Here is a 22826-nt window from a genome sequence, read left to right as displayed (position 1 = left end):
ATAATCTATGTATCGGAAGTCCGGAAACATTAAAGTGCTTTAAACCGTTGATAATTAGTGTACCTTTGCCCGTGATGTATCGTTATGGGTCGGGAAGGCACGACAGACCGACCGGGATAGGAGGAAAAGAGTGTGATTATGGTGTGAGTTCAATAACCGATTGTAATATAGTTAAATCGAAAATAGATGGAACAACTGAAACATGAATGTGGCGTTGCCATGATTCGTTTGCTTAAACCGCTGGAGTATTACGAAAAGAAGTACGGGACATGGATGTATGGGCTCAATAAGCTCTACCTGCTGATGGAAAAACAGCATAACCGTGGGCAGGAAGGTGCCGGACTGGCATGTGTGAAACTGGAAGCAAATCCGGGTGAAGAGTATATGTTCCGTGAACGGGCGTTGGGTTCCGGTGCCATCACTGAAATTTTTGAAACGGTGCAGGCCAACTTCAAGGATCTGACCGGGGAGCAATTGCATAATGCCGGGTTTGCCAAGCGTACACTGCCCTTTGCGGGGGAAGTATACATGGGACATCTGCGTTATTCGACCACCGGAAAATCCGGCATATCCTATGTCCATCCATTTCTCAGAAGGAACAACTGGCGGGCGAAGAACCTTGCCCTTTGCGGTAACTTCAACATGACAAATGTGGACGAAGTGTTTGCCCGTATCACTGCCATCGGACAACATCCGCGTAAGTATGCCGATACTTATATCATGCTCGAACAGGTGGGGCACAGACTCGACCGGGAAGTGGAACGACTGTTCAATCAGGCCGAGGCCGAAGGACTGACCGGTATGGGCGTGACGCATTATATTGAGGATCATATGGATCTTGCCAACGTGTTGCGTACATCGAGCAAGGAATGGGATGGAGGATACGTGATGTGCGGACTGACCGGAAGCGGAGAGAGCTTTGCGTTGCGTGACCCGTGGGGGATCCGCCCGGCATTCTGGTATCAGGATGAAGAAATTGCGGTGCTTGCCAGTGAACGTCCGGTGATTCAGACTGCACTCAATGTTCCGATAGGAGAAATAAAGGAATTGCAACCGGGGCAGGCACTTCTTATCAGCAAAGAGGGAAAACTGCGTACGGCACAGATTAACAAAGCGCGGGAGAAGAAAGCCTGTTCGTTTGAGCGGATTTACTTCTCACGGGGTAGTGACGCGGACATCTATAAGGAGAGAAAACAACTGGGTGAAAAGCTGGTGCCGAACATCCTGAAGGCAATTGATAATGATCTCGACCATACCGTATTCTCGTTCATACCGAATACGGCGGAGGTGGCATTTTACGGTATGCTTCAAGGGCTGGACGATTACTTGAATGAAGAAAAGGTACGACAGATTGCCAATCTGGGACATAATCCGGACCACGATGAACTGGAAGTGATCCTGTCTCGCCGTATCCGTTCGGAAAAGGTAGCGATCAAGGACATCAAACTACGTACTTTCATTGCCGAAGGTAATAGCCGGAACGATCTGGCGGCACACGTGTATGACATAACATACGGCAGCCTCCGGGCAGGTATCGACAATCTGGTGATTATCGATGACAGCATCGTCCGTGGCACCACATTGAAGCAAAGCATTATCGGTATCCTCGACCGTTTGGGACCGAAAAAGATAGTTATCGTTTCTTCCTCCCCGCAAGTTCGCTATCCGGACTATTACGGCATCGATATGGCGAAAATGTCCGAGTTCATCGCTTTCAAGGCGGCAATCGAACTATTGAAGGACCGGGATATGAAAGACGTGATCGCGGCAGCTTACCGGAAATCGAAAGATCAGGTAGGATTGCCGAAGGAACAGATGGTAAACTACGTGAAGGAGATTTATGCTCCTTTCACCGACGAGGAAATCTCTGCTAAAATGGTGGAACTGCTGACGCCGAAGGGTACGAAGGCCAAGGTACAGATTGTTTACCAACCCCTTGAAGGATTGCACGAGGCATGTCCCAACCATACGGGAGACTGGTATTTCAGCGGTAATTATCCAACGCCGGGCGGAGTGAAACTGCTGAACGAAGCATTTATTAATTATATTGAACAGGTATATCAATTTTAAGAAAATCAGGATTTTACTACAGAGGATGCAGCGTACACAGTGGACCGGTTTCTTTTAGATGTACTTTAAAATAAAAGATGAAACCTCTGCGAGCTTTGTATCCTTTGTGGTGGATTAAAACGAAGATAAGAATGAAGAATGTAACTTTGATCCTTGACGACGGGAGCCGTTTCCACGGCAAGTCGTTTGGCTACGAAAAGCCTGTGGCAGGTGAAGTCGTGTTTAATACCGCCATGACCGGTTATCCGGAGAGTCTGACCGACCCTTCGTATGCAGGGCAGCTGATGACACTGACTTATCCGCTGGTAGGCAACTATGGTGTGCCTCCTTTCAGTATGGAACCCAACGGGCTGGCTACATTCATGGAGAGCGAACGCATCCATGCCGAAGCCATCATCGTGAGCGATTACTCACAGGAGTACAGCCATTGGAACGCAGTGGAAAGTCTGGCGGACTGGCTGAAACGGGAGCAAGTGCCGGGCATTACGGGCATCGATACCCGTGAGTTGACCAAAGTGCTGCGTGAACACGGAGTGATGATGGGACGGATTGTGTTTGACGATGAACCGGAAAATGCTCCGGAAGCTGTTTACAGCGGGGTGAACTACGTAGACAAGGTTTCCTGTAAAGAGGTGATCCGTTACAATGAAGGCGCGGGTAAGAAAAAAGTCGTACTGGTGGATTGCGGTGTAAAGACGAACATTATCCGCTGCTTGCTTCGCCGGGATGTGGAAGTGATTCGCGTGCCTTGGGATTATGATTTCAATCATCTGGAATTCGACGGACTCTTCATCTCCAACGGACCGGGTGACCCGGATACATGTGATGCTGCGGTGCAGAACATCCGCCGTGCCATGCAGAACCCGAAACTTCCTATTTTTGGTATCTGCATGGGTAACCAGTTGCTGAGCAAAGCCGGAGGAGCCAAAATATACAAACTGAAATACGGTCATCGCAGTCATAATCAGCCGGTACGGATGGCAGGCACTGAACGTTGTTTCATCACTTCACAAAATCATGGTTACGCGGTAGATAACAACACACTCGGCACCGATTGGGAACCGTTGTTCATCAATATGAATGATGGCTCCAACGAAGGAATCCGCCATAAAACAAACCCGTGGTTCTCCGCACAGTTCCATCCGGAAGCGGCAAGCGGACCGACCGATACGGAATTCCTTTTCGACGAGTTCGTGAAACTGCTCTGAAGTATATTCTGCATAAATGATGAGAAACGAATACGATTCACCACAGAGGACACGGAGGACACAGAGTTTTAATCTCTTGTTTATTAAGATGTTTAAGAGAAAGATATTCTCTGTGTTCTCTGTGTCCTCTGTGGTGGATTAACCTCAAAAACAAACTAATAATGAAAGAAAATAATATAAAGAAAGTACTGCTCCTTGGTTCCGGCGCCCTGAAAATCGGTGAAGCCGGTGAGTTCGACTACTCCGGTTCCCAAGCGCTCAAAGCCTTGAAAGAAGAAGGAATCGAAACCATCCTGATCAACCCCAATATTGCCACCGTACAGACATCGGAAGGTGTGGCAGATCAGATTTATTTCCTTCCCGTAACTCCTTATTTCGTCGAGAAGGTGATTCAGAAGGAACGTCCTGAGGGTATCATGCTTGCCTTTGGCGGACAGACGGCACTGAACTGCGGCGTGGCCCTTTACCGCGAAGGCATTCTCGAAAAATACGGAGTACGTGTATTGGGAACTCCCGTACAAGCCATTATCGATACCGAAGACCGTGAGCTTTTCGTGGAGAAGCTGAACGAGATTGACGTGAAAACCATCAAGAGCGAAGCTGTTGAGAACGCCGAAGATGCTCGTCGTGCAGCCCGGGAATTAGGTTATCCGGTCATTGTCCGTGCGGCTTACGCATTGGGTGGATTAGGTTCCGGCTTCTGTGACAACGAAGCAGAACTGGACGTACTTGTTGAGAAAGCGTTCGCTTTTTCTCCGCAGGTGCTGGTTGAGAAGAGCTTGCGGGGATGGAAAGAGGTGGAATACGAAGTAGTGCGCGACCGCTTTGACAACTGTATCACGGTCTGCAACATGGAGAATTTCGACCCACTGGGCATCCATACCGGAGAATCCATTGTGATTGCTCCTTCGCAAACCTTGACCAATAAAGAATATCATAAATTGCGTGAGCTTGCCATCCGCATCATCCGCCACATCGGTATCGTGGGCGAATGTAACGTGCAGTATGCTTTCGATCCCGAATCGGAAGATTACCGGGTGATCGAGGTGAATGCCCGTCTGAGCCGTTCGTCTGCTTTGGCGTCGAAGGCTACCGGTTATCCGCTTGCTTTCGTGGCTGCCAAACTCGGACTCGGGTACGGGCTGTTCGATTTGAAAAACTCCGTGACGAAGACTACCAGTGCGTTCTTTGAACCGGCGCTGGACTACGTAGTCTGCAAAATCCCCCGTTGGGATCTCGGTAAGTTCCACGGAGTGGATAAAGAACTCGGTTCTTCTATGAAGTCTGTCGGTGAGGTGATGGCCATCGGGCGTACCTTTGAAGAAGCGATTCAGAAAGGACTTCGTATGATAGGACAGGGTATGCACGGTTTTGTGGAAAACAAAGAACTCGTCATCTCCGACATCGACAAAGCGCTGCATGAACCGACCGACAAACGTATCTTCGTCATATCAAAGGCCTTCCGTGCGGGATATACCATCGATCAGGTGCACGACCTGACCAAGATCGACAAATGGTTCCTGCAAAAGCTGATGAACATCATGAATACTTCGGAGGAGCTTCATCAGTGGGGGAATAATCACAAGCAGATAGCCGACTTGCCTGCCGACCTGCTTAAGCAAGCCAAGCGACAGGGATTCTCTGACTTCCAGATAGCACGTGCCATCGGTTACGAAGGTGATATGGAAGACGGAAGCCTTTATGTCCGCAATTACCGCAAGAGCCTGGGCATCGTTCCCGTGGTGAAGCAGATCGATACGCTTGCTGCCGAGTATCCGGCACAGACCAATTATCTCTATTTGACCTACAGCGGCACAGCCAACGATGTAACCTACCTGGGCGACCACCGTTCCATCGTGGTGCTTGGTTCGGGTGCTTATCGCATCGGTTCTTCGGTAGAGTTTGACTGGTGCGGGGTGCAGGCACTCAATACCATCCGTAAGGAAGGCTGGCGTTCGGTGATGATCAATTATAATCCCGAAACCGTATCGACCGATTACGATATGTGCGATCGCCTCTACTTTGACGAATTGACTTTCGAACGTGTGATGGATATTCTTGAACTGGAGAATCCGCATGGTGTCATCGTCTCCACCGGAGGGCAGATACCGAACAACCTTGCTCTGCGCCTCGATGCCCAGAATATTCATATTCTCGGTACTTCCGCCAAGAGTATCGATAATGCCGAGGACCGTGATAAATTCTCCGCCATGCTCGACCGCATCGGCGTGGATCAGCCGGAATGGCGTGCGCTTACTTCGCTCGAAGATATCAACTCCTTCGTAGACAAGGTCGGTTTCCCTGTGCTCGTGCGTCCGTCGTATGTGCTTAGTGGGGCGGCCATGAATGTTTGCTCCAATCAGGAAGAACTGGAACGCTTCCTGCAACTGGCAGCCAATGTTTCGAAGAAGCACCCGGTTGTGGTCAGCCAGTTCATTGAACATGCCAAAGAGGTGGAGATGGATGCCGTAGCACAAAACGGGGAGATCGTTGCGTATGCCATTTCCGAACACATCGAATTTGCCGGCGTACACTCCGGTGATGCCACCATCCAGTTCCCACCGCAGAAGTTGTATGTGGAGACGGTGCGTCGCATTAAGCGTATCAGTCGTGAGATAGCCAAGGCACTCAATATCTCCGGTCCGTTCAACATCCAGTATCTGGCTAAAGACAACGACATCAAAGTGATCGAGTGTAATCTCCGTGCCAGCCGTTCGTTCCCCTTTGTCAGCAAAGTGCTGAAGATCAACTTTATCGAACTTGCTACGAAAGTCATGCTCGGTCTGCCTGTTGAGAAGCCGAACAAGAACCTTTTTGAACTCGATTATGTCGGTATCAAGGCCAGTCAGTTCTCTTTCAATCGTCTTCAGAAAGCTGATCCTGTGCTGGGTGTCGACATGGCATCGACCGGTGAGGTAGGTTGTATCGGCAGCGATACTTCCTGTGCCGTACTAAAAGCAATGCTTTCCGTGGGCTATCGCATTCCGAAGAAGAACATCCTGCTCTCTACCGGAACGCCGAAACAGAAAGTGGATATGCTCGAAGCGGCCCGTATGTTACAGAAGAAGGGATATAATATCTTCGCAACGGGAGGTTCCAGCAAATTTCTTACCGAGAATGGCGTAGAGAACACCCGCGTCTACTGGCCCAGTGAGGAAGGACATCCCCAGGCACTCGAGATGTTGCACAAGAAAGAGATCGACATGGTAGTCAATATTCCCAAGAATCTGACTGCCGGTGAGCTGGATAACGGTTACAAAATCCGTCGTGCCGCCATCGACCTCAACATCCCGCTGATTACCAATGCCCGATTGGCGAGTGCGTTTATCAATGCGTTCTGTACGATGGATATTGACGATATAGCAATCAAGTCATGGGAAGAATATAAATAAGAAGTTCCGTCTTCTTCTCCTCTTTTGCTTAACAATCCTGAAATCCGGAACTTTTTCTGTTGACTGTTGTTGAAAGTACATATAAATCAATAAAGCGTGTAACAATGAGTATAGCAGAGCAATTGGATGCCGCATCCGGAACGAATCGTCTGGTGTTGGTAGAATTTTATGCAGACTGGTCTCCCCATTATGAATGGCTGGAACCTGTAGTACGGACTTACGAGAAACAAGTCTCCGAGGTGGTTAAAGTGAATATAGTGGGAGATAAGGCAGTCGCGGATTCATTCAATATCGAGACGGCTCCGGCTTTCATCCTTCTGCAGCGTGGACACGAATTGTGGAGGCAAGTGGGAGAACTGACCATCGATGAACTTAAACTGGTGTTGGAAGAGTTCAAATAGCAAAGTGCCAATCATGTCATTTTGTATTTTCTACCCGGTGTAGCATGCGCTATATCGGGTAGTTTGTTTATAAGGTTAGTAAATGAACTGCTTTTCTTTCTTTAAGATATTTTTTACTTCCGATAAATTATTATCTTTGCATTTATTGTACCTTAAAAATATCATAATGAAATCAGCAATAAGAGTGATCCTGTGGATAGCAGGTCTGTTTTTATTTACAAATCATATTGCTTATGCACAGAATTGGACTCTTCCGACGCCGTCCCAAGAGGCCTGTCATCCTGCCATAATACCGCAGCCTAAATTTATTGCTTCAACTCGCAAAACCATAGATTTTACAGAATTATCGATCTTGTTTTCTGGTTCTGTCGATTGTTCTACTCAACAAAAAGTGAAGAGAGAGGTGATAGATATTTCTAATTCACTAAAATTCACGTCGGTGAGAAAAAAAACATGCGAAATTAGATTTACAACTCCTTCAAGGAAGCTCAAAACGGATGAAGCATATACATTACAAGTTAACAAACAGGGTATTATTATTGAGGCAAATACATTTGGTGGGTATTTTAACGCTTTACAAACGCTTCGTCAAATGATTACCGAATCACCTCACGGCATGTTACGTTTACATTATTGTAACGTTGATGATCTCCCTGAATTTAGCGTTCGTTCGGTGATGATTGATGTAGGACGTAATTTTTTGGAGATCTCTTTTTTGCGTGAAGTGATCCGCAAATTGTCTATGTACAAAATAAATATGCTCCACCTTCATTTAACTGATGATCCCGGGTGGAGAATTGAGGTTAAGAGTCATCCTGAACTGACATCCTATAATTCTTACTGGAAAACACGACAGCCGGGAAAATTTTACACACAAAAAGAAATAAAAGAGTTTGTTGCCTATTGTGATTCTCTTAACGTAAGGGTACTCCCCGAGGTTGATATGCCTGGTCATAGTGCGTATTTTAAAAAGGCAACAGGATATGATATGCAAACCTCCAAAGGAATTGCTATACTAAAAGAGGCATTGGATGAGGTAATTCCATTATTCAAGGATTCTTTATTTCATATCGGATCCGATGAAGTTAGGTTTGCAATGCCTGAGTTTATGCCTGAGATGATTAAGTATATTCGAGATAAAGGCAAGCGGATTGTTATTTGGAGTCCCGGCTACCAGCAAGATAACGATTGTATTCGTATGTTTTGGGGTAAATGTGAATCAGGACATCAGATCAAAACAGATATACCTTATATTGATGGTAATGGATTTTATATGGATTATATGGATTCTCAGTCCGGCGTACAACAAGTATTCTTTCAGCAACCATGCGAAGTTGCTTCTGAAAACACAAATGCATTGGGGGGAGTGATGTGTGTATGGACAGACGGTGGACTTGGGGAATATCCCGAAAAGCAAATTTTAACTCAATATCCATTTTATCCTACTCTATTAACATATGCCGAAAGAATATGGAGAGGTGCTAAAGAATCAGCCAATCAGTTTGTTGCTAACATGCCTAAAAAAGGGAGTAATGCATGGATCGCATTTGATGAGTTTGAAAATCGTTTAGTAGCTCACAGGGATAAATATTTTCAAGGAATTCCTTTTGCTTATGTCAAGCAATCTGAGCTTAAGTGGAGAATCATAGGTCCCTTTGATCATAAGGGAATCAATGATACCTCTTTTGAGCCTGAACGGATTATAAAAAGTGAATATATCGATAATAATAAGATTTTAAAATGGAAAGATGAGGCAGCTTACGGAGGAGTAGTACAAATTCGTTCTTTGTACGCAATGTTTAATATGCATAACAATAGATATCAGCCTAACTTATGGCCTACATTAATGTCTGATGATGTGGGAATTGGCAATGGGACATGTTATGCATTGACATATATTAAAAGCCCCAGGGAGCAAGACGTTTTTTTAATGTGCGGATTTAATGGTATGTGGGGACATTCGGGCGGGTATCGTTCCGAAAGAGCACCGCAACAAGGCAGTTGGGATTGGAGTGGAGGAGATATATGGCTCAATGAAAATAGGATTGAGCCTCCTGTTTGGGATTTTGAAAGTTTACCGTGGTCAGGATGGGGACAGGGAAGAATTGAAATACCGCTTACAGGGCAAGGATATTTTTATCGGGCACCAATTAAGATTAGTCTCAAGAAGGGGCTAAATAAGGTTTTAGTTCGTGTACCTTTCGGCCACTGGAATGGGGATGAAGGACAACGCAGGTGGCAATTTTGCTTTATGCCTGTAAAGTGGGATGGCATTCATTATTCAGAGGTGGAAGGATTGGAATATGAAACTGATATTAAATAATATTGTAATACTGTGTACTTCATTAGAATTCAATGTTTTGTGACCTTTGATGTTTTTCTATTTAAATCTAAAATATGCTATCAAAGTGAATTTATCTTTTTTGATACTCCTGTGGTGTCATGCCCGTCATTCGTTTAAAGAACTTGCAGAAGAAGGAGGGATTCGGAAAATGCAGTTCATCCGAAATCTGGTATACAAGCAGGTCACTGTGTTTCAGTAATACTTTTGCTTCGAGAATAACAGACTGATTGATCCACTCCATCACTGTCTGGTGACTGACCTGCCGGATCAGCGTGTTCAGGTAACGGGGAGTCAGGCATAGCTTGTCGGCATAGAATCCTACGGTACGTTCGTTTTTGCTGGATTCGTTCACCAGTGTGATGAATCGCCAGAATATCTCTTCCTGATGTGAAAACCTGTGAGAAGCGTCATTGGCTTCTTCCGTCCGTATATACTTTATATTATGCAGTAGAGCTGCAAGCAGATGTTGTACTACCTCCCGGCGGAAGGGCTTTTCCTGAACAGTTTCCCAAATCAGCGTGAAATAAGCATCCGACAGCTTCCATTCGGTATCTGTCACCCGGGTGACGAGGTTCTGCCGTACGTGTGATTCAAAGAGCTGGTCACGTCGTAGGAGCGGCAGGAAGTCTTTGTCCACTGCGATCATCTGAAAATCGTAATCGGGTGTGAATTCTAAAAGTTCGACAATGGAGCCGGGGATGAAAGTGACAATGGTTTGTGGATAGACGGTATATTCAATCAGGTTGATAATGATCCGTGCCTTTCCGCGTAGTCCGCGGATGATTCTTCCTTCCTTCAGCCGGTAGGGTTGTCCCAAACGGAACAGGTGGCTTTCCATATTGGCGAAGCTGATGACAATGCCAAAATCCGGGGTGACGAAGCGATATTCGTTGTTGCATACCACGTTGCTGTGCTTCAGCAGGTCGAGTGCCAGTTCCAGAGGTTTGTTCTTTTCCATAAATCAGTTGTTATCACACGGCAAACTTAGATAAAATATGCGATTTATAAGCGAGCCAAGTAAAAGAATAGCATATTTTATCCAAAACACAATGAGATAGTGTGCGTGTATCCCGGTCCGGACCTTAACATACATGAGGCTGATGGGCATGGAGGATAATATAATAGGGGTATGGGCAGTAGGGTGAAGCTTGTCCTGAAAAAGTTAATATAGTTTAATCCGGAGCAAATATGTTTATACGGACAGTCTGTAATTACGAACTATTCGTATATTTGTTGATGACGAATAACTTAAATACAATTCTGCATGAAAACCACTTATTTACTTTTATCCTCCGCTTTGTTGCTGGGATGTGTATCCGCTTGCAACACCTCCGGCCAGAAATCCAAAGAAATGAAAACAGACGATGGGAGCATCACTACTGTCGAAACTGCCGGAAGCAAACTGACTATATGTGACTTATCACTCGTAAAAGACACCATAGAAGTGCCACTCAGCGAGTTTGTCGAAGATTGTCGCATTGTTCGTTTTGAGACCTCCGAAGAGGCATACTTCAAAGCCTGGTTTATTAATGCTACCGACAATTACATCGGTATCCGCCAAGGGGATCGGGGTGTGTTTAAGCTGTTTGACAGGAATGGTAAATTCCTATATAATGTCGGTTCCGTAGGAAGCGGTCCCGGTGAATATGACACCACCCTTTACGATGAATGCATTGATGAAAAGAATGGTCATATATTCTTCACGCCTTTTGTGGGGAAAAGAATCATGATGTATGATATAAACGGGCAATGGATTAAGGATATCCACCTTCCCATACAAGTCAATAAACCGAAAATATGGGTGAATGAAGATGGAAGTTTATCTATTATACACATGCCTTTCAATGAGGGAGAGCCTCTTGCTTTCCAAATGGATACGGACGGAAATATACTGAAGCAAATCCCTGCGACAGCCGCAACGAAGGTGATGAATTTCGACGGAGAAATTTTCTCATACAGAAATTGCAACGATTTCGATTTCTTCCATACCAGTATAGATACTCTTTTTACTTATGATTCCACTAACAATAAGTTGTTACCAAAATTCACCATGACCTTCCCGAATATGAATGAGAAACCGATACATTTATATTACAGACTACCTCATCATTTCATGGTCACCTATTGGGGGAAAAAGGGAACAGGAGGTGGAGATGTCTTGGTAGACACTAAGAAGAATGCTTCTTCTTATTTCCGCCTTGTTAATGACTTTTACGGTAATCTTCCTATTTCGGCTCCGGGTCACAGTTTTTATCGCGGGTACTTTATCCAGAGTATGGAACCGGGCCAGTTGATTGAAAAGATAGAAAAACATCTTGCTTCCGGCAAATGCTCCGGTCCGGATGAAAAGAAACTTAAGGAACTGGCAGCTACTTTGAATGAGAATGATAATAATGTTCTGTTTATCGGAAAGGTAAAAGAATGAAGAATCCATATGGAGATATGGCAATGTTGATTTAGAAAGAAGTTTTTCTAAATATGGAACCCCGGGAGAGTCATCTTCCGGGGTTTGTTTTTTCGGTCATCGCTTTTCGCGGACTCTAATAAGGTATGGATTTATAAACGGCTTCAATAAAAGGATAGCGTATCTTAAATCCTGAATAAATCCACAGTCGACATTTGATTCATATGATTTATTCTAAAGAATCGAACTAATAGAACATTATTGCAAACAATTGGAACCTGGTTGCGTGTTCTTATTCTCTATCTTTGCAGGAAAGAAGAATTAATTAGGAATAGAATAATGAAACGATTTATTTTTTCTTTGTCTTTTTCTCTGTTTGCCCTGCTGATATATGGGCAGATCACCCTTGAAGAGTGCCAACGGAAAACCCGGGAAAACTATCCGTTGGTGAGACAGTACGGGTTGATAGAGAAGACTAAAGAATATAATCTGGCAAATGCGTCGAAAGCTAATCTGCCTCAGTTCACCCTTTCGGGCAAAGCTACCTGGCAGAGTGAGGTAACAGAGCTGCCCGTGCAGATTCCCGGGGTAGATATCAAGGGCTTGTCCAAGGATCAATATCAGGTGATGCTGGAACTGAAACAGAATATTTGGGACGGTGGTGAAATCCGTTCAAGGAAAGAGCAGGTAAAGGCGATGTCGGACGTAGACCGGGAAAAGCTGAATGTGGATATGTATGCACTTACCGAGCGGGTGAATCAGGTATATTTCGGGATTCTGTTACTGGACGAACAATTGAGTCAGAATCAGCTCTTCCTGGAAGAGCTGGAACGTACCCACAGGCAGATTTCTTCGTACATTGAAAATGGCATTGCCAGTCAGGCCGATCTCGATGCCGTCAGTGTGGAGCAATTGAACACCCGGCAAAAGCGGATAGAGTTAACGACTTCACGCCAGGCCTATCTGTCAATGCTTTCGCTGCTGACAGGCGAAGAAGTGCCTGCCAGTGCGTCTTTGCAGAAGCCGGTCGCCGAGTTGGACATACAGGTGATGGCGAATAATCGTCCGGAATTGCTATGGTTCGATGCACAGAACGGACGCTTACAAGTACAGGAAGAAGCTTTGAAAACCGGACTGATGCCTCGTCTCGGGCTCTTCGTACAGGGGGCGTATGGCAATCCGGGACTGAATATGCTGAAAAATGAGTTCACCCCTTATTATGTGGCAGGAGTCCGTTTGTCGTGGAACTTCGGCAGCCTGTATACATTGCGTAACGATAGGCGGGTGATAGATACCAGTCGCCGACAGTTGGACAGTAACCGGGATGTGTTTCTGTTTAACACCCGCATTCAGGCTACTCAGCAGGAGAGTGCCGTGGAGAGCGTGCGCCGTCAGATGGTGGATGATGATGAAATTATCCGTTTGCGGACTAATATCCGTAAAGCTTCGGAGGCGAAAGTGGCTAATGGCACCATGACCGTTACCGATATGCTTCGGGATATGACTTCCGAGAATCTGGCTCGACAGACCAAGGCTTTGCATGAAGTCCAGCTCCTGATGAATATTTATCAATTGAAATATACTACGAATAACTAATATAATAGCAGTTATGAAATCAAATAAACTTATAGGATGTCTATTCTTACTGTCTTTACTTTCCGCTTGCGGAGGCAGAACTACCGACTATGATGCTACGGGAACTTTCGAAGCGACTGAAGTTCTGGTTTCGGCCGAGGCTTCGGGAAGGCTTCTGTGCTTTGATGTTGAAGAAGGTACACGGTTGGCATCCGGTGAAGAAGTGGGATTGATCGATACCGTGCAACTTTACCTGAAGAAACTGCAATTGCAAGCCAGTATGAAGTCGGTTGAAAGCCAACGTCCGGATGTCAACAAGCAGATTGCCGCTACCCGCCAGCAAATCGCTACCGCCCAACGGGAGAAGAAACGTGTAGAAAACCTTTTGAAAGCCGGAGCCGCTAATCAGAAGCAACTGGATGATTGGGATGCGCAGGTCGCTTTGCTCGAGCGTCAGCTTGCGGCACAGATGTCGTCTTTACAAAACAGTACGAACAGTCTTACGGAACAAGGTTCGTCAGTAGCCATTCAGGTGGCACAGGTGGAAGACCAGTTGGCGAAGTGCCATATTGTTTCGCCTATCAGCGGTACTGTATTGGCGAAATATGCCGAAGCAGGAGAACTGGCTGCCGTGGGCAAGCCACTCTTCAAGGTGGCAGATGTCGATCATATGTATCTTCGCGCTTATATCACATCCGAACAGCTCTCGCAGGTTAAAATCGGTAACCGGGTGACAGTTTTCTCCGACTATGGAGGAAACGAACGTAAAGAGTATCCGGGAGTCGTAAGCTGGATTTCAGATCGTTCTGAATTTACTCCTAAAACGATTCTGACGAAAGAAGAGCGTGCCAACCTGGTGTATGCCGTCAAGATAACCGTGGAGAACGACGGACTGCTCAAAATAGGTATGTATGGTGGAGTGAAGTTTTAAATGATGCCTGATGATGAAACCAGCTGTATCTGTCAGTGACGTGACTAAATGTTACGGTGAAGTAGAAGCCTTGAAGAAGGTTTCCTTTTCCGTGAATTCCGGTGAGTTGTTCGGCATCATCGGACCGGATGGAGCCGGTAAGAGTACACTCTTCCGCATCCTGACTACACTGTTGCTTGCCGACAGTGGGACGGCTACGGTGAACGGGCTCGATGTTGTGAAGGATTACAAACAAATCCGGCAACGGGTGGGATACATGCCCGGACGTTTTTCGCTTTATCAGGACCTGACGGTGGAAGAGAACCTCGACTTTTTTGCTACTGTATTTCATACGACTATCCGCGAAAACTATGATTTGGTGAAAGATATCTATCAGCAGATAGAACCTTTTCGTAAACGCAGAGCGGGGGCTTTGTCGGGAGGTATGAAACAAAAGCTGGCCTTAAGTTGTGCGTTGATTCACAAACCCGGCATTCTGTTCCTGGACGAGCCGACTACCGGTGTGGATCCGGTTTCACGCAAGGAGTTCTGGGAAATGTTGAGGCATCTCAAGGAGCAGGGAATCACTATTCTCGTTTCTACTCCGATTATGGATGAAGCCCGGCAATGCGACCGTATCGCTTTTATCAACGAAGGAGAGATACAGGGAATCGATGTGCCGGAACGCATCCTGAAACAGTTCAGTCACATTCTTTGTCCACCTGGTCTGGAACGTGCGGAAGTACATGCCGAAAATGATTTTGCCATTGAGGTAGACCGGCTTACCAAATGTTTTGGGCATTTCACGGCTGTCGACCATATCTCCTTTCAGGTGAACCGGGGAGAGATCTTCGGATTTCTCGGGGCGAACGGTGCGGGAAAAACCACTGCCATGCGTATGCTTTGCGGATTGAGCAAACCTACCTCCGGCATAGCACGGGTAGCCGGCTTTGATGTTGCCGTTCACCCTGAAGAAGTGAAGAAGAATATTGGATACATGAGCCAGAAGTTCTCTCTATACGAAGATCTTAAAGTATGGGAAAACATTCGTCTTTTTGCCGGCATTTATGGAATGCAGGACCGCGAGATAGCCGAAAAGACAGATGCTCTTCTCGATCGTCTGGGGTTCAGCGACGAGCGTGACACACTTGTGAAGAGCCTTCCTTTAGGCTGGAAACAAAAGCTGGCCTTTTCAGTTTCGATTTTCCATGATCCGCGGATTGTGTTTCTTGACGAACCTACGGGAGGAGTCGATCCTGCTACCCGCCGGCAGTTCTGGGAATTGATTTATCAAGCGGCAGATCGGGGGATAACGGTCTTTGTAACCACCCATTACATGGACGAGGCCGAGTATTGTAACCGTGTGTCTATCATGGTAGACGGACGTATCGAGGCACTTGACACCCCTCGCGGACTAAAGGCACGTTTTCATGCCGATACCATGGACGATGTATTCCAGCAACTGGCCCGTAAGGCAGTGCGTAAAGCCGATTAACCTATGAAACAGTTTATAGCATTTGTAAAAAAGGAGTTCTTCCACATTTTCCGCGACCGACGGACTATGTTGATTCTGTTAGGGATGCCTGTTGTTCAGATCATTCTCTTTGGTTTTGCCATTACTACCGAAGTGAAAAATGTACGTGTGGGTGTACTCGACCCTTCGAATGACATGGTTACCCGCAAGATCATCGACCGTTTGGATGCCAGCGAATACTTTTCCGTGAAGTGCCTGTTGCATTCTCCACAGGAGATGGAAAGGGCGTTTCAGGAAAATGAAATCGACATGGCACTTGTATTCAGCGAACAATTTGCCAATCATCTGTATACAGGCGATGCCCGTGTGCAACTGGTTTCCGATGCAACCGATCCGAATATGGCTACCACACAAGCCGGTTACGCCACTAATGTCATAGCTTCCGTCCGACAGGAAATGCTTCCTCCCGGAATGTCCGTATCTTCTGTTGTGCCCGATGTGAAACTGCTCTATAATCCACAGATGAAGAGTGCCTACAATTTTGTGCCCGGTGTGATGGGACTTATCCTGATGCTGATCTGTGCCATGATGACTTCCATATCCATTGTCCGCGAGAAGGAGACAGGTACGATGGAGATATTGCTGGTTTCTCCGGTGAAACCTTTGTTCGTTATTCTGGCTAAGGCCGTTCCTTATTTTGTGCTGTCGTTTGTCAATCTTACGACGATTCTGCTGCTTTCAGTTTATGTACTTGATGTACCCGTGGCAGGCAGCCTGTTCTGGTTGATAATGGTATCATTGCTTTTTATCTTTGTGTCGTTGGCGTTGGGATTGCTTATTTCCACGGTGACACGGACGCAAGTGGCCGCCATGCTCGCTTCGGGGTTGATCTTGATGATGCCTACAATGTTGCTTTCCGGCATGATATTTCCGATAGAGAGCATGCCTCTGGTATTGCAATTGATTTCCGATATTCTGCCCGCCCGCTGGTATATTCAGGCCGTACGTAAATTGATGATTGAGGGAGTAGATATTTCTTTTGTACTGTCTGAGGTCAGTATTCTGGCTCTTATGGCAGTCGTGTTGATAACAATTAGCTTCAAGAAATTCAAAAACAGGTTATGATTAAATATCTTATAGAGAAAGAATTCAAGCAGTTGCTCCGCAACTCTTTCCTGCCGAGGTTGATTTTTATCTTCCCTTGCATGATTATGCTTCTTATGCCCTGGGCTGCTAATCTTGAAATAAAAAATATCCGGATGAATATTATAGATAATGATCATTCGGCTCTTTCACGCAGGCTGGTCGATAAGATAACGGCTTCAACTTACTTCCGGACCACTGCTTTACCGGACTCCTATAAAGAAGGGTTGGAAGCGATTGAAGCGGGGACAGCCGATGTGCTGCTTGAAATTCCCGGAGATTTCGAGAAGGACTGGGTGAATGGCGAGGCTGCCCACGTACTTGTGGCCGCCAATGCCGTAAATGGGACCAAGGGCGGTTTGGGCAGTTCATATCTGTCTGCCATCATCAACGATTATGGTACGGAATTACAGGCGGAGAGTGGAAACATTCCGGCTGCTGCCAACGGGAATCTGCCCCGGATTGATATTCTTACTCAGAATCTTTTCAACCCTAATCTGGATTATAAACTGTTTATGATTCCGGCCCTGATGGTGATGCTGCTTACCATGCTTTGCGGCTTCTTGCCTGCGTTGAATATAGTAGGGGAGAAGGAGGCCGGTACGATTGAGCAGATCAATGTGACTCCTGTCGGAAAGTTCACTTTTATCCTTGCCAAACTGATTCCTTATTGGTTGATAGGCTTTGTGGTTCTGACACTTTGTTTTATTCTGGCATGGGCACTTTACGGAATTTTTCCTGCAGGCCATTTTCTGGTGATCTATTTCTTTGCCATCATCTTTGTTTTGGCTGTATCCGGTCTTGGATTGGTCATTTCCAATCATTCGGCTACCATGCAACAAGCCATGTTTGTCATGTGGTTCTGTATGCTGATTCTAATCTTAATGAGCGGATTGTTTACTCCTGTCCGCAGTATGCCCGAGTGGGCACAATGGATCACTATGCTCAATCCACTGAAATATTTTATGCAGGTGATGCGTATGGTATATCTCAAGGGGAGCGGGTTTATCGATTTATTGCCGCAGCTGGGAGCTTTGCTGGCCTTTGCGCTGTTTTTCAATATTTGGGCGGTGAAGAGCTATCGGAAGAGTGGCTAATTAGGCAGTGGAGAGCTTCAAAAAGCATTCGAAAAGTGGTTAACAGACTGGAAAATTTAGGATAAACCTGTGTTTGCTTGCAACTTATGTGTATTTTTGTAGAAAGAAAACAGATATACTAAGATATTACGTAATGAGCAAACAAACATCAAGCCCTTCTCAAACCCATAGACTTCAGCAAACTATATATGAAAATCTTCCCGTAGGGATGGAATTGTATGATTGTGAAGGCCGCCTGATAGAGATAAACAGTGTAGGACTGAAAATGATGGGGGTGAAGGATAAACAAGATATGTTGGGTATCAACATTTTTGAAAACCCGAATGTTCCCGATGAAATGAAGAGCCGCTTGCGTGCGGGAGAGAATATTCGTTTTACAGTCAAGTATGATTTTGAATTAGCCAAATTTTATTATCCGACAACTTTATCAGGGATACGTTATTTTGAAATTACCGTATCGGTAGTCCGGGATGATGAGAATAAGGAGATCGATAAGTTTCTTTTTATAGCACAGGATGTGACCGAAACGGTACGTACCGAAGAGATATTACGTCAAAGCAAGCAAAAAACCGCATTGGCCATGCAGGCCGCCGATGTGGTTTTATGGGAATTTGATGTTCGCACCCATTTGTTCTATGCGGAGAATGAACCACTTAATAACTGCGATCCTACCCAGCCCCTCACTATTGAAGATTATAAAAAACATATTCATCCGGAGGATTGGAAAGAAGCGGAACCTATTTTGCTTGATATGCTTAATGGCTGTGATTGTCTGTATGAAATGGATATCCGGATTAGACTGTCCGATACATCAGAGTGGCAATATTGTAAATTGAATTGTTCTCCGTATGAGAGGGGAGTCGATGGAAAAGTTGTCAAGTATGTAGGGTTTCGCAAAAACAATACAGAGTTACAAAGACGGAAGTTGTTGCAAGAGAACATTTTGAATAGCATACCGTTGCCTATACACATAAAAGATGTGGAAGATGATTTTCGTTATGTTTTCTGTAATGAAGAAAGTATGCGGATGTTTGGCACCTATGAAGGTGAAACAGTAAGTGACATTCTGGATCGTGAACAGGCGGAGCGCATGCAAAAAACAGATTTGGAAGTTTTTACTACCGGCAAGCCTTATTTTGGGGTAGAAAGAATTATTCTGAAGGATGGTCGCAGCTATGATACCATTGTACGCAAGAATATCATTTATGATGGTAGCAAGCGTCTGTTGCTCAATATTCGTTGGGATCAGAAATTGCAGAATGACCTTGAACGCCGTGCCAAGGTTCTTTCCATATCCATGGAGGTGATGAATGCTTATACTTGGTTTTACGAGCCGTCGAAGCAAAGAGTCAGTTTTGGTGAGGGATTTGATAAGATAGGGCGGAATGCTTTGGACATCAATACTTTTGAAAAGTTTGCAGAATGTGTACATCCTGACGACCGGAGGCAGTTCATCGGTACGATGGATGCAGTGCTGAAGCAGGATAGTGGTGAATGGGACATAGAATATCGTGCAGACTTGCGGGGAAACGGGAATTACGAATGGTGGCAAACCCGTGGAGTGCTTGAGACCTCTATTCTTAATGATACTCCTTATCAGTATGTCTCCGGCATGACGATCAGCATTGAATCTTATAAACAGACAGAATTGACTTTGCTGAAGAATAAGGAGAAACTGAAGAGGCTGATCCGACAGAATGAATTGGTACTGAATAATACTAATTCCGGATTGGCTTATATCACTAAAGATTATGTTGTGCAATGGGAAAATGTATCGGTCTGTTCGTCCAGCCTTTCCTTTGAGGCATATAAGCGGGGAGAGTGCTGTTATAAGAGTGCCCATAACCGGACTTCTCCCTGTGAAAATTGTGTGTTAGGCAAAGTATTGGCATCAAGGCAGATGGAAAAGATAAAGTTTCATTCGGAAAACAACCGGATTGTAGAGGTATTGGCTACTCCCGTATTTGGTGAAGGTGAAGAGATAGATGGCATCGTGATTCGTGTGGATGATATTACTGACAGAGAGAGAATGATCGAAGAACTGAGGCAGGCGAAGCTGCTGGCCGAACAATCGGATAAACTTAAGTCAGCTTTTCTTGCCAATATGAGTCATGAAATCCGTACACCGCTAAATGCGATTGTCGGCTTCTCTGATTTACTGATGAACTCGGAAGAGCAGGCTGATAGAGAAGAGTATATGCAGATTATCAATACCAATAACGAACTGTTGCTGAAACTTATTAATGATATCCTGGACCTGTCGAAATTGGAGTCCGGTTCGGTGGAACTAAAATATGAAGATTTTGATCTGGCCGAATATTTTAATGGCATGGCATCTTCTATGAAGCAACGGATGGTTAATCCGGAAGTCCGGTTGGTGACGATTAATCCTTATGATGTGTGTCTGGTGAAACTTGACAGAAACCGTGTGGCACAAGTGATGACTAATTATGTCACAAATGCCATTAAATATACTCCGAAAGGATCTATAGAAATGGGGTATGAAGTAATGGATACAGGAATCCGTCTGTATGTAAAAGACACAGGTATCGGCATACCGGAGGAGAAAAAGAATAAAGTTTTCCATCGGTTCGAGAAACTCGATGAGTTTGCTCAAGGCACAGGGCTCGGCCTTTCTATCTGTAAGGCAATTACCGAATCGATGGGAGGAAGTGTCGGTTTTGAATCTAAATACCATGAAGGCTCTCTGTTCTGGGCCATTATTCCTTGCAATCCGGAAGTGAAAACCGGGCGGGAGCCCGAAAGGCATATCGGGCCAAGCATAGATGAAGAGAATATGACATATGGCCGGAATCTGAATGCGGCTTTGGATAGAAAGACGATTCTGATAGCAGAAGATATCTCAAGTAATTATCTGTTATTATCGGCCATGCTGTGTAAGCATTATAATTTGCTTCATGCCATGAATGGACAGCAAGCTGTAGAGATGGCGAAGAACTACAGGATTGATCTTTTGCTGATGGATATGAAAATGCCTGTAATGGACGGACTGACGGCAACAGTTGAGATTCGGAAGTTCAATAAGGAATTACCCATTGTAGCGCTTACGGCACATGCTTTCGACTCCGATAAGGCAGCTGCATTAGAAGCCGGTTGTAATGATTATCTTGCCAAGCCGGTAGATAAAGCAAGACTGATGTCTGTATTACGTAAATACTGCTATTCTCCAGATGTTGCTTTATGACGGTTTACTAAATAATCGCTGATTATCAAAATGTTATATTTACCATGGTTTTACATTACTATGTAAAACCATTTACCTCGGTATGTAACGTCTTTTACCTCCGTGCGTAAATCCTTTTACCCCGGTATGTAAATGCCTTTACCCCGGTATGTAAACGGAATATTCCTTTGGGGCCGGAGGAGTTAGGCCCTATTGTTAAAAGGTAGATCTGGTAATATGAAGTGATCCTTTAATCGGTTTCATTATGCCATTTGTACTCTTCTATATAATTATCAAAGTATTCTTCTTGATGAACGCCCAGCTTTTGGGCAAGTGAGATGACTTGTAGTTGTTCGGCGGGAGAGAGTAAAGTTTCCCCTTTTCGCTTCTGGTAATATCGTCTGATTCCCCAAGTGGCAATTAGCTTGTAGCGGAATGTACTTGCTGCATTTACCGTCAGGACTCCCGTAGTGCGTACAAATCCTTTAGCATAACGTACTTTTTCGTTTGAACAGTAATGTTGACATCTCTTTCTTGTCGCTTCTTTATTTGCTTTCGGATTCAGTATAGACAGAAAAGTTATACTTGCCGGAACATGATCGTACGCAATGCGACGCAGGCAAGTATCGGCATTTGGACAATTTTGTTCTATACATAAACTAAAATTATTGGGAACCATTGAGTAGTCGAACGTTTCTTTTTCCATTGTATATATAATAGGTTAATAATAGTTTTACAAAGGTACAACATATATTACCAAATTCCCTAATTAAAGCAATCTAATTGATGAAGTGCCGGTTGAATATTCAAAAAAGATGGATGACAGACTTGATGTTATTGAAGGAATAATGATATAATGTTTGTTTTATTCTATCTTGGCGTGGGCTAATTGTGTTGCACTTTATAAAAAAATACACCGGAACTTCATCTCCTTAGGGAGAATAATTCCGGTGTAGCCCTTAGTCCTCTTTGTGTTAGGGGACCTTTCCTTATTCAATGAGCTTATTTAACTTCAATGGTTCTGTCCGGTTTCTTCACTTCTTCTTCACTTAATTTGGGCAATTCAATGTTCAAAACTCCATTTTCTACTTGTGCGGAAATGTGATCTTTGTCTACATTTTCAGGCAGAATCATTGTCTGCTGGAATTTTGAGTACGAAAACTCACGGCGCAGATAACGACCGTCTTTTTTCTCTTCTTTGTTTTCAGTTTTCTTTTCCATTGAAATTACCAGGTTGTTTTCTTCGTCAATACGCACGTTGAAATCTTCCTTGGTCATTCCCGGTGCAGCCAGCTCTACTTTGTAGGCTTTTTCAGTTTCAATTACGTTAATAGCAGGTGCAGTAGCATTTGCTTTTACCATCCATTCGTTATCAAAGAAATCATTAAAGATACTTGGTAACCAATTCTGAGATCTTCTAACAGGCATCATAATTTAGTCTCCTATCTTTTTAGTTAAACATTCAGGTTAATTTTTGAACTCCGGCTCTTTCTTTTGAACCGTTGTTCACTAAAGAAGATACAAAACCTGTGCCAGTGCCATATTCTTTCTTTGTTTGACTAAATGTCAGAGATGTAATGTCAAACTTGCTATCTTGCTGTCAAATTGTTCTCCTATTTATACT

At 44.8% G+C, this 22826-nt stretch carries 15 protein-coding genes; 12 read left to right on the top strand and 3 right to left on the bottom strand.

Annotation, left to right across the window (positions count from 1 at the left end; genetic code table 11):
* Nucleotides 1–186 precede the first annotated feature (186 nt).
* The 5 genes from G7Y45_RS14775 (at nucleotide 187) to G7Y45_RS14755 (ending at nucleotide 9394) form a co-directional block, all read left to right on the top strand.
* Entirely contained in the window at nucleotides 187–2070 is a 1884-nt protein-coding gene (locus G7Y45_RS14775; protein WP_005778294.1) for an amidophosphoribosyltransferase, read from the top strand.
* Nucleotides 2071–2201: 131 nt separating this feature from the next.
* A complete protein-coding gene (gene carA, locus G7Y45_RS14770) occupies nucleotides 2202–3278 on the top strand; it encodes a glutamine-hydrolyzing carbamoyl-phosphate synthase small subunit (RefSeq protein WP_032538057.1) in 1077 nt (358 codons plus the stop codon).
* Between the two features lie 161 nt (nucleotides 3279–3439).
* Nucleotides 3440–6670, top strand: coding sequence for a carbamoyl-phosphate synthase (glutamine-hydrolyzing) large subunit (carB, locus tag G7Y45_RS14765; protein WP_005778290.1), 3231 nt, complete (start codon nucleotides 3440–3442; stop codon nucleotides 6668–6670).
* A 104-nt stretch (nucleotides 6671–6774) separates the two neighbouring features.
* A complete protein-coding gene (locus G7Y45_RS14760) occupies nucleotides 6775–7071 on the top strand; it encodes a thioredoxin family protein (RefSeq protein WP_005778289.1) in 297 nt (98 codons plus the stop codon).
* 166 nt (nucleotides 7072–7237) lie between these two features.
* Nucleotides 7238–9394: a family 20 glycosylhydrolase gene (locus G7Y45_RS14755; RefSeq protein ID WP_165015210.1), complete on the top strand. Its 2157-nt coding sequence runs from the start codon at nucleotides 7238–7240 to the stop codon at nucleotides 9392–9394.
* A 91-nt stretch (nucleotides 9395–9485) separates the two neighbouring features.
* Here G7Y45_RS14755 and G7Y45_RS14750 read toward each other — a convergent pair whose 3' ends face one another.
* Nucleotides 9486–10373 (bottom strand): AraC family transcriptional regulator, encoded by an 888-nt coding sequence (locus G7Y45_RS14750; protein WP_032542567.1) that lies wholly within the window; start codon nucleotides 10371–10373, stop codon nucleotides 9486–9488.
* A 306-nt stretch (nucleotides 10374–10679) separates the two neighbouring features.
* Here G7Y45_RS14750 and G7Y45_RS14745 point away from each other — a divergent pair, with 306 nt between their 5' ends.
* The 7 genes from G7Y45_RS14745 to G7Y45_RS14715 all read left to right on the top strand — a co-directional run bounded on the left by G7Y45_RS14745 (nucleotide 10680) and on the right by G7Y45_RS14715 (nucleotide 21223).
* Nucleotides 10680–11840 (top strand): 6-bladed beta-propeller, encoded by a 1161-nt coding sequence (locus G7Y45_RS14745; protein WP_032542568.1) that lies wholly within the window; start codon nucleotides 10680–10682, stop codon nucleotides 11838–11840.
* Nucleotides 11841–12158: 318 nt separating this feature from the next.
* Nucleotides 12159–13415 (top strand): TolC family protein, encoded by a 1257-nt coding sequence (locus G7Y45_RS14740; protein WP_165015207.1) that lies wholly within the window; start codon nucleotides 12159–12161, stop codon nucleotides 13413–13415.
* Between the two features lie 13 nt (nucleotides 13416–13428).
* Complete coding sequence (locus tag G7Y45_RS14735) at nucleotides 13429–14325, top strand: HlyD family secretion protein (RefSeq protein WP_005778279.1); 897 nt, start codon at nucleotides 13429–13431, stop codon at nucleotides 14323–14325.
* A gap of 13 nt (nucleotides 14326–14338) precedes the next feature.
* Nucleotides 14339–15799, top strand: coding sequence for an ATP-binding cassette domain-containing protein (locus G7Y45_RS14730; RefSeq protein WP_022012631.1), 1461 nt, complete (start codon nucleotides 14339–14341; stop codon nucleotides 15797–15799).
* Nucleotides 15800–15802: 3 nt separating this feature from the next.
* Entirely contained in the window at nucleotides 15803–16903 is a 1101-nt protein-coding gene (locus tag G7Y45_RS14725) for an ABC transporter permease (RefSeq protein ID WP_005778275.1), read from the top strand.
* Entirely contained in the window at nucleotides 16900–18018 is a 1119-nt protein-coding gene (locus G7Y45_RS14720; RefSeq protein WP_005806587.1) for an ABC transporter permease, read from the top strand. The genes G7Y45_RS14725 and G7Y45_RS14720 overlap by 4 nt, the downstream gene beginning before the upstream one ends.
* A gap of 133 nt (nucleotides 18019–18151) precedes the next feature.
* A complete protein-coding gene (locus G7Y45_RS14715) occupies nucleotides 18152–21223 on the top strand; it encodes a response regulator (RefSeq protein ID WP_005806585.1) in 3072 nt (1023 codons plus the stop codon).
* Between the two features lie 229 nt (nucleotides 21224–21452).
* Here G7Y45_RS14715 and G7Y45_RS14710 read toward each other — a convergent pair whose 3' ends face one another.
* Nucleotides 21453–21908, bottom strand: a complete 456-nt coding sequence (locus tag G7Y45_RS14710) for a DUF6078 family protein (protein WP_165015204.1) — start codon at nucleotides 21906–21908, stop codon at nucleotides 21453–21455.
* A 296-nt stretch (nucleotides 21909–22204) separates the two neighbouring features.
* Entirely contained in the window at nucleotides 22205–22633 is a 429-nt protein-coding gene (locus G7Y45_RS14705; RefSeq protein ID WP_005778266.1) for an Hsp20/alpha crystallin family protein, read from the bottom strand.
* Between the last annotated feature and the right edge of the window lie 193 nt (nucleotides 22634–22826).

It is taken from the genome of Bacteroides sp. ZJ-18 (assembly GCF_011038705.2).
GTDB lineage: Bacteria > Bacteroidota > Bacteroidia > Bacteroidales > Bacteroidaceae > Bacteroides > Bacteroides hominis.
The sequence above is the reverse complement of the archived record's forward strand: the minus strand, read 5'-3'. Positions and strand labels throughout refer to the sequence as shown.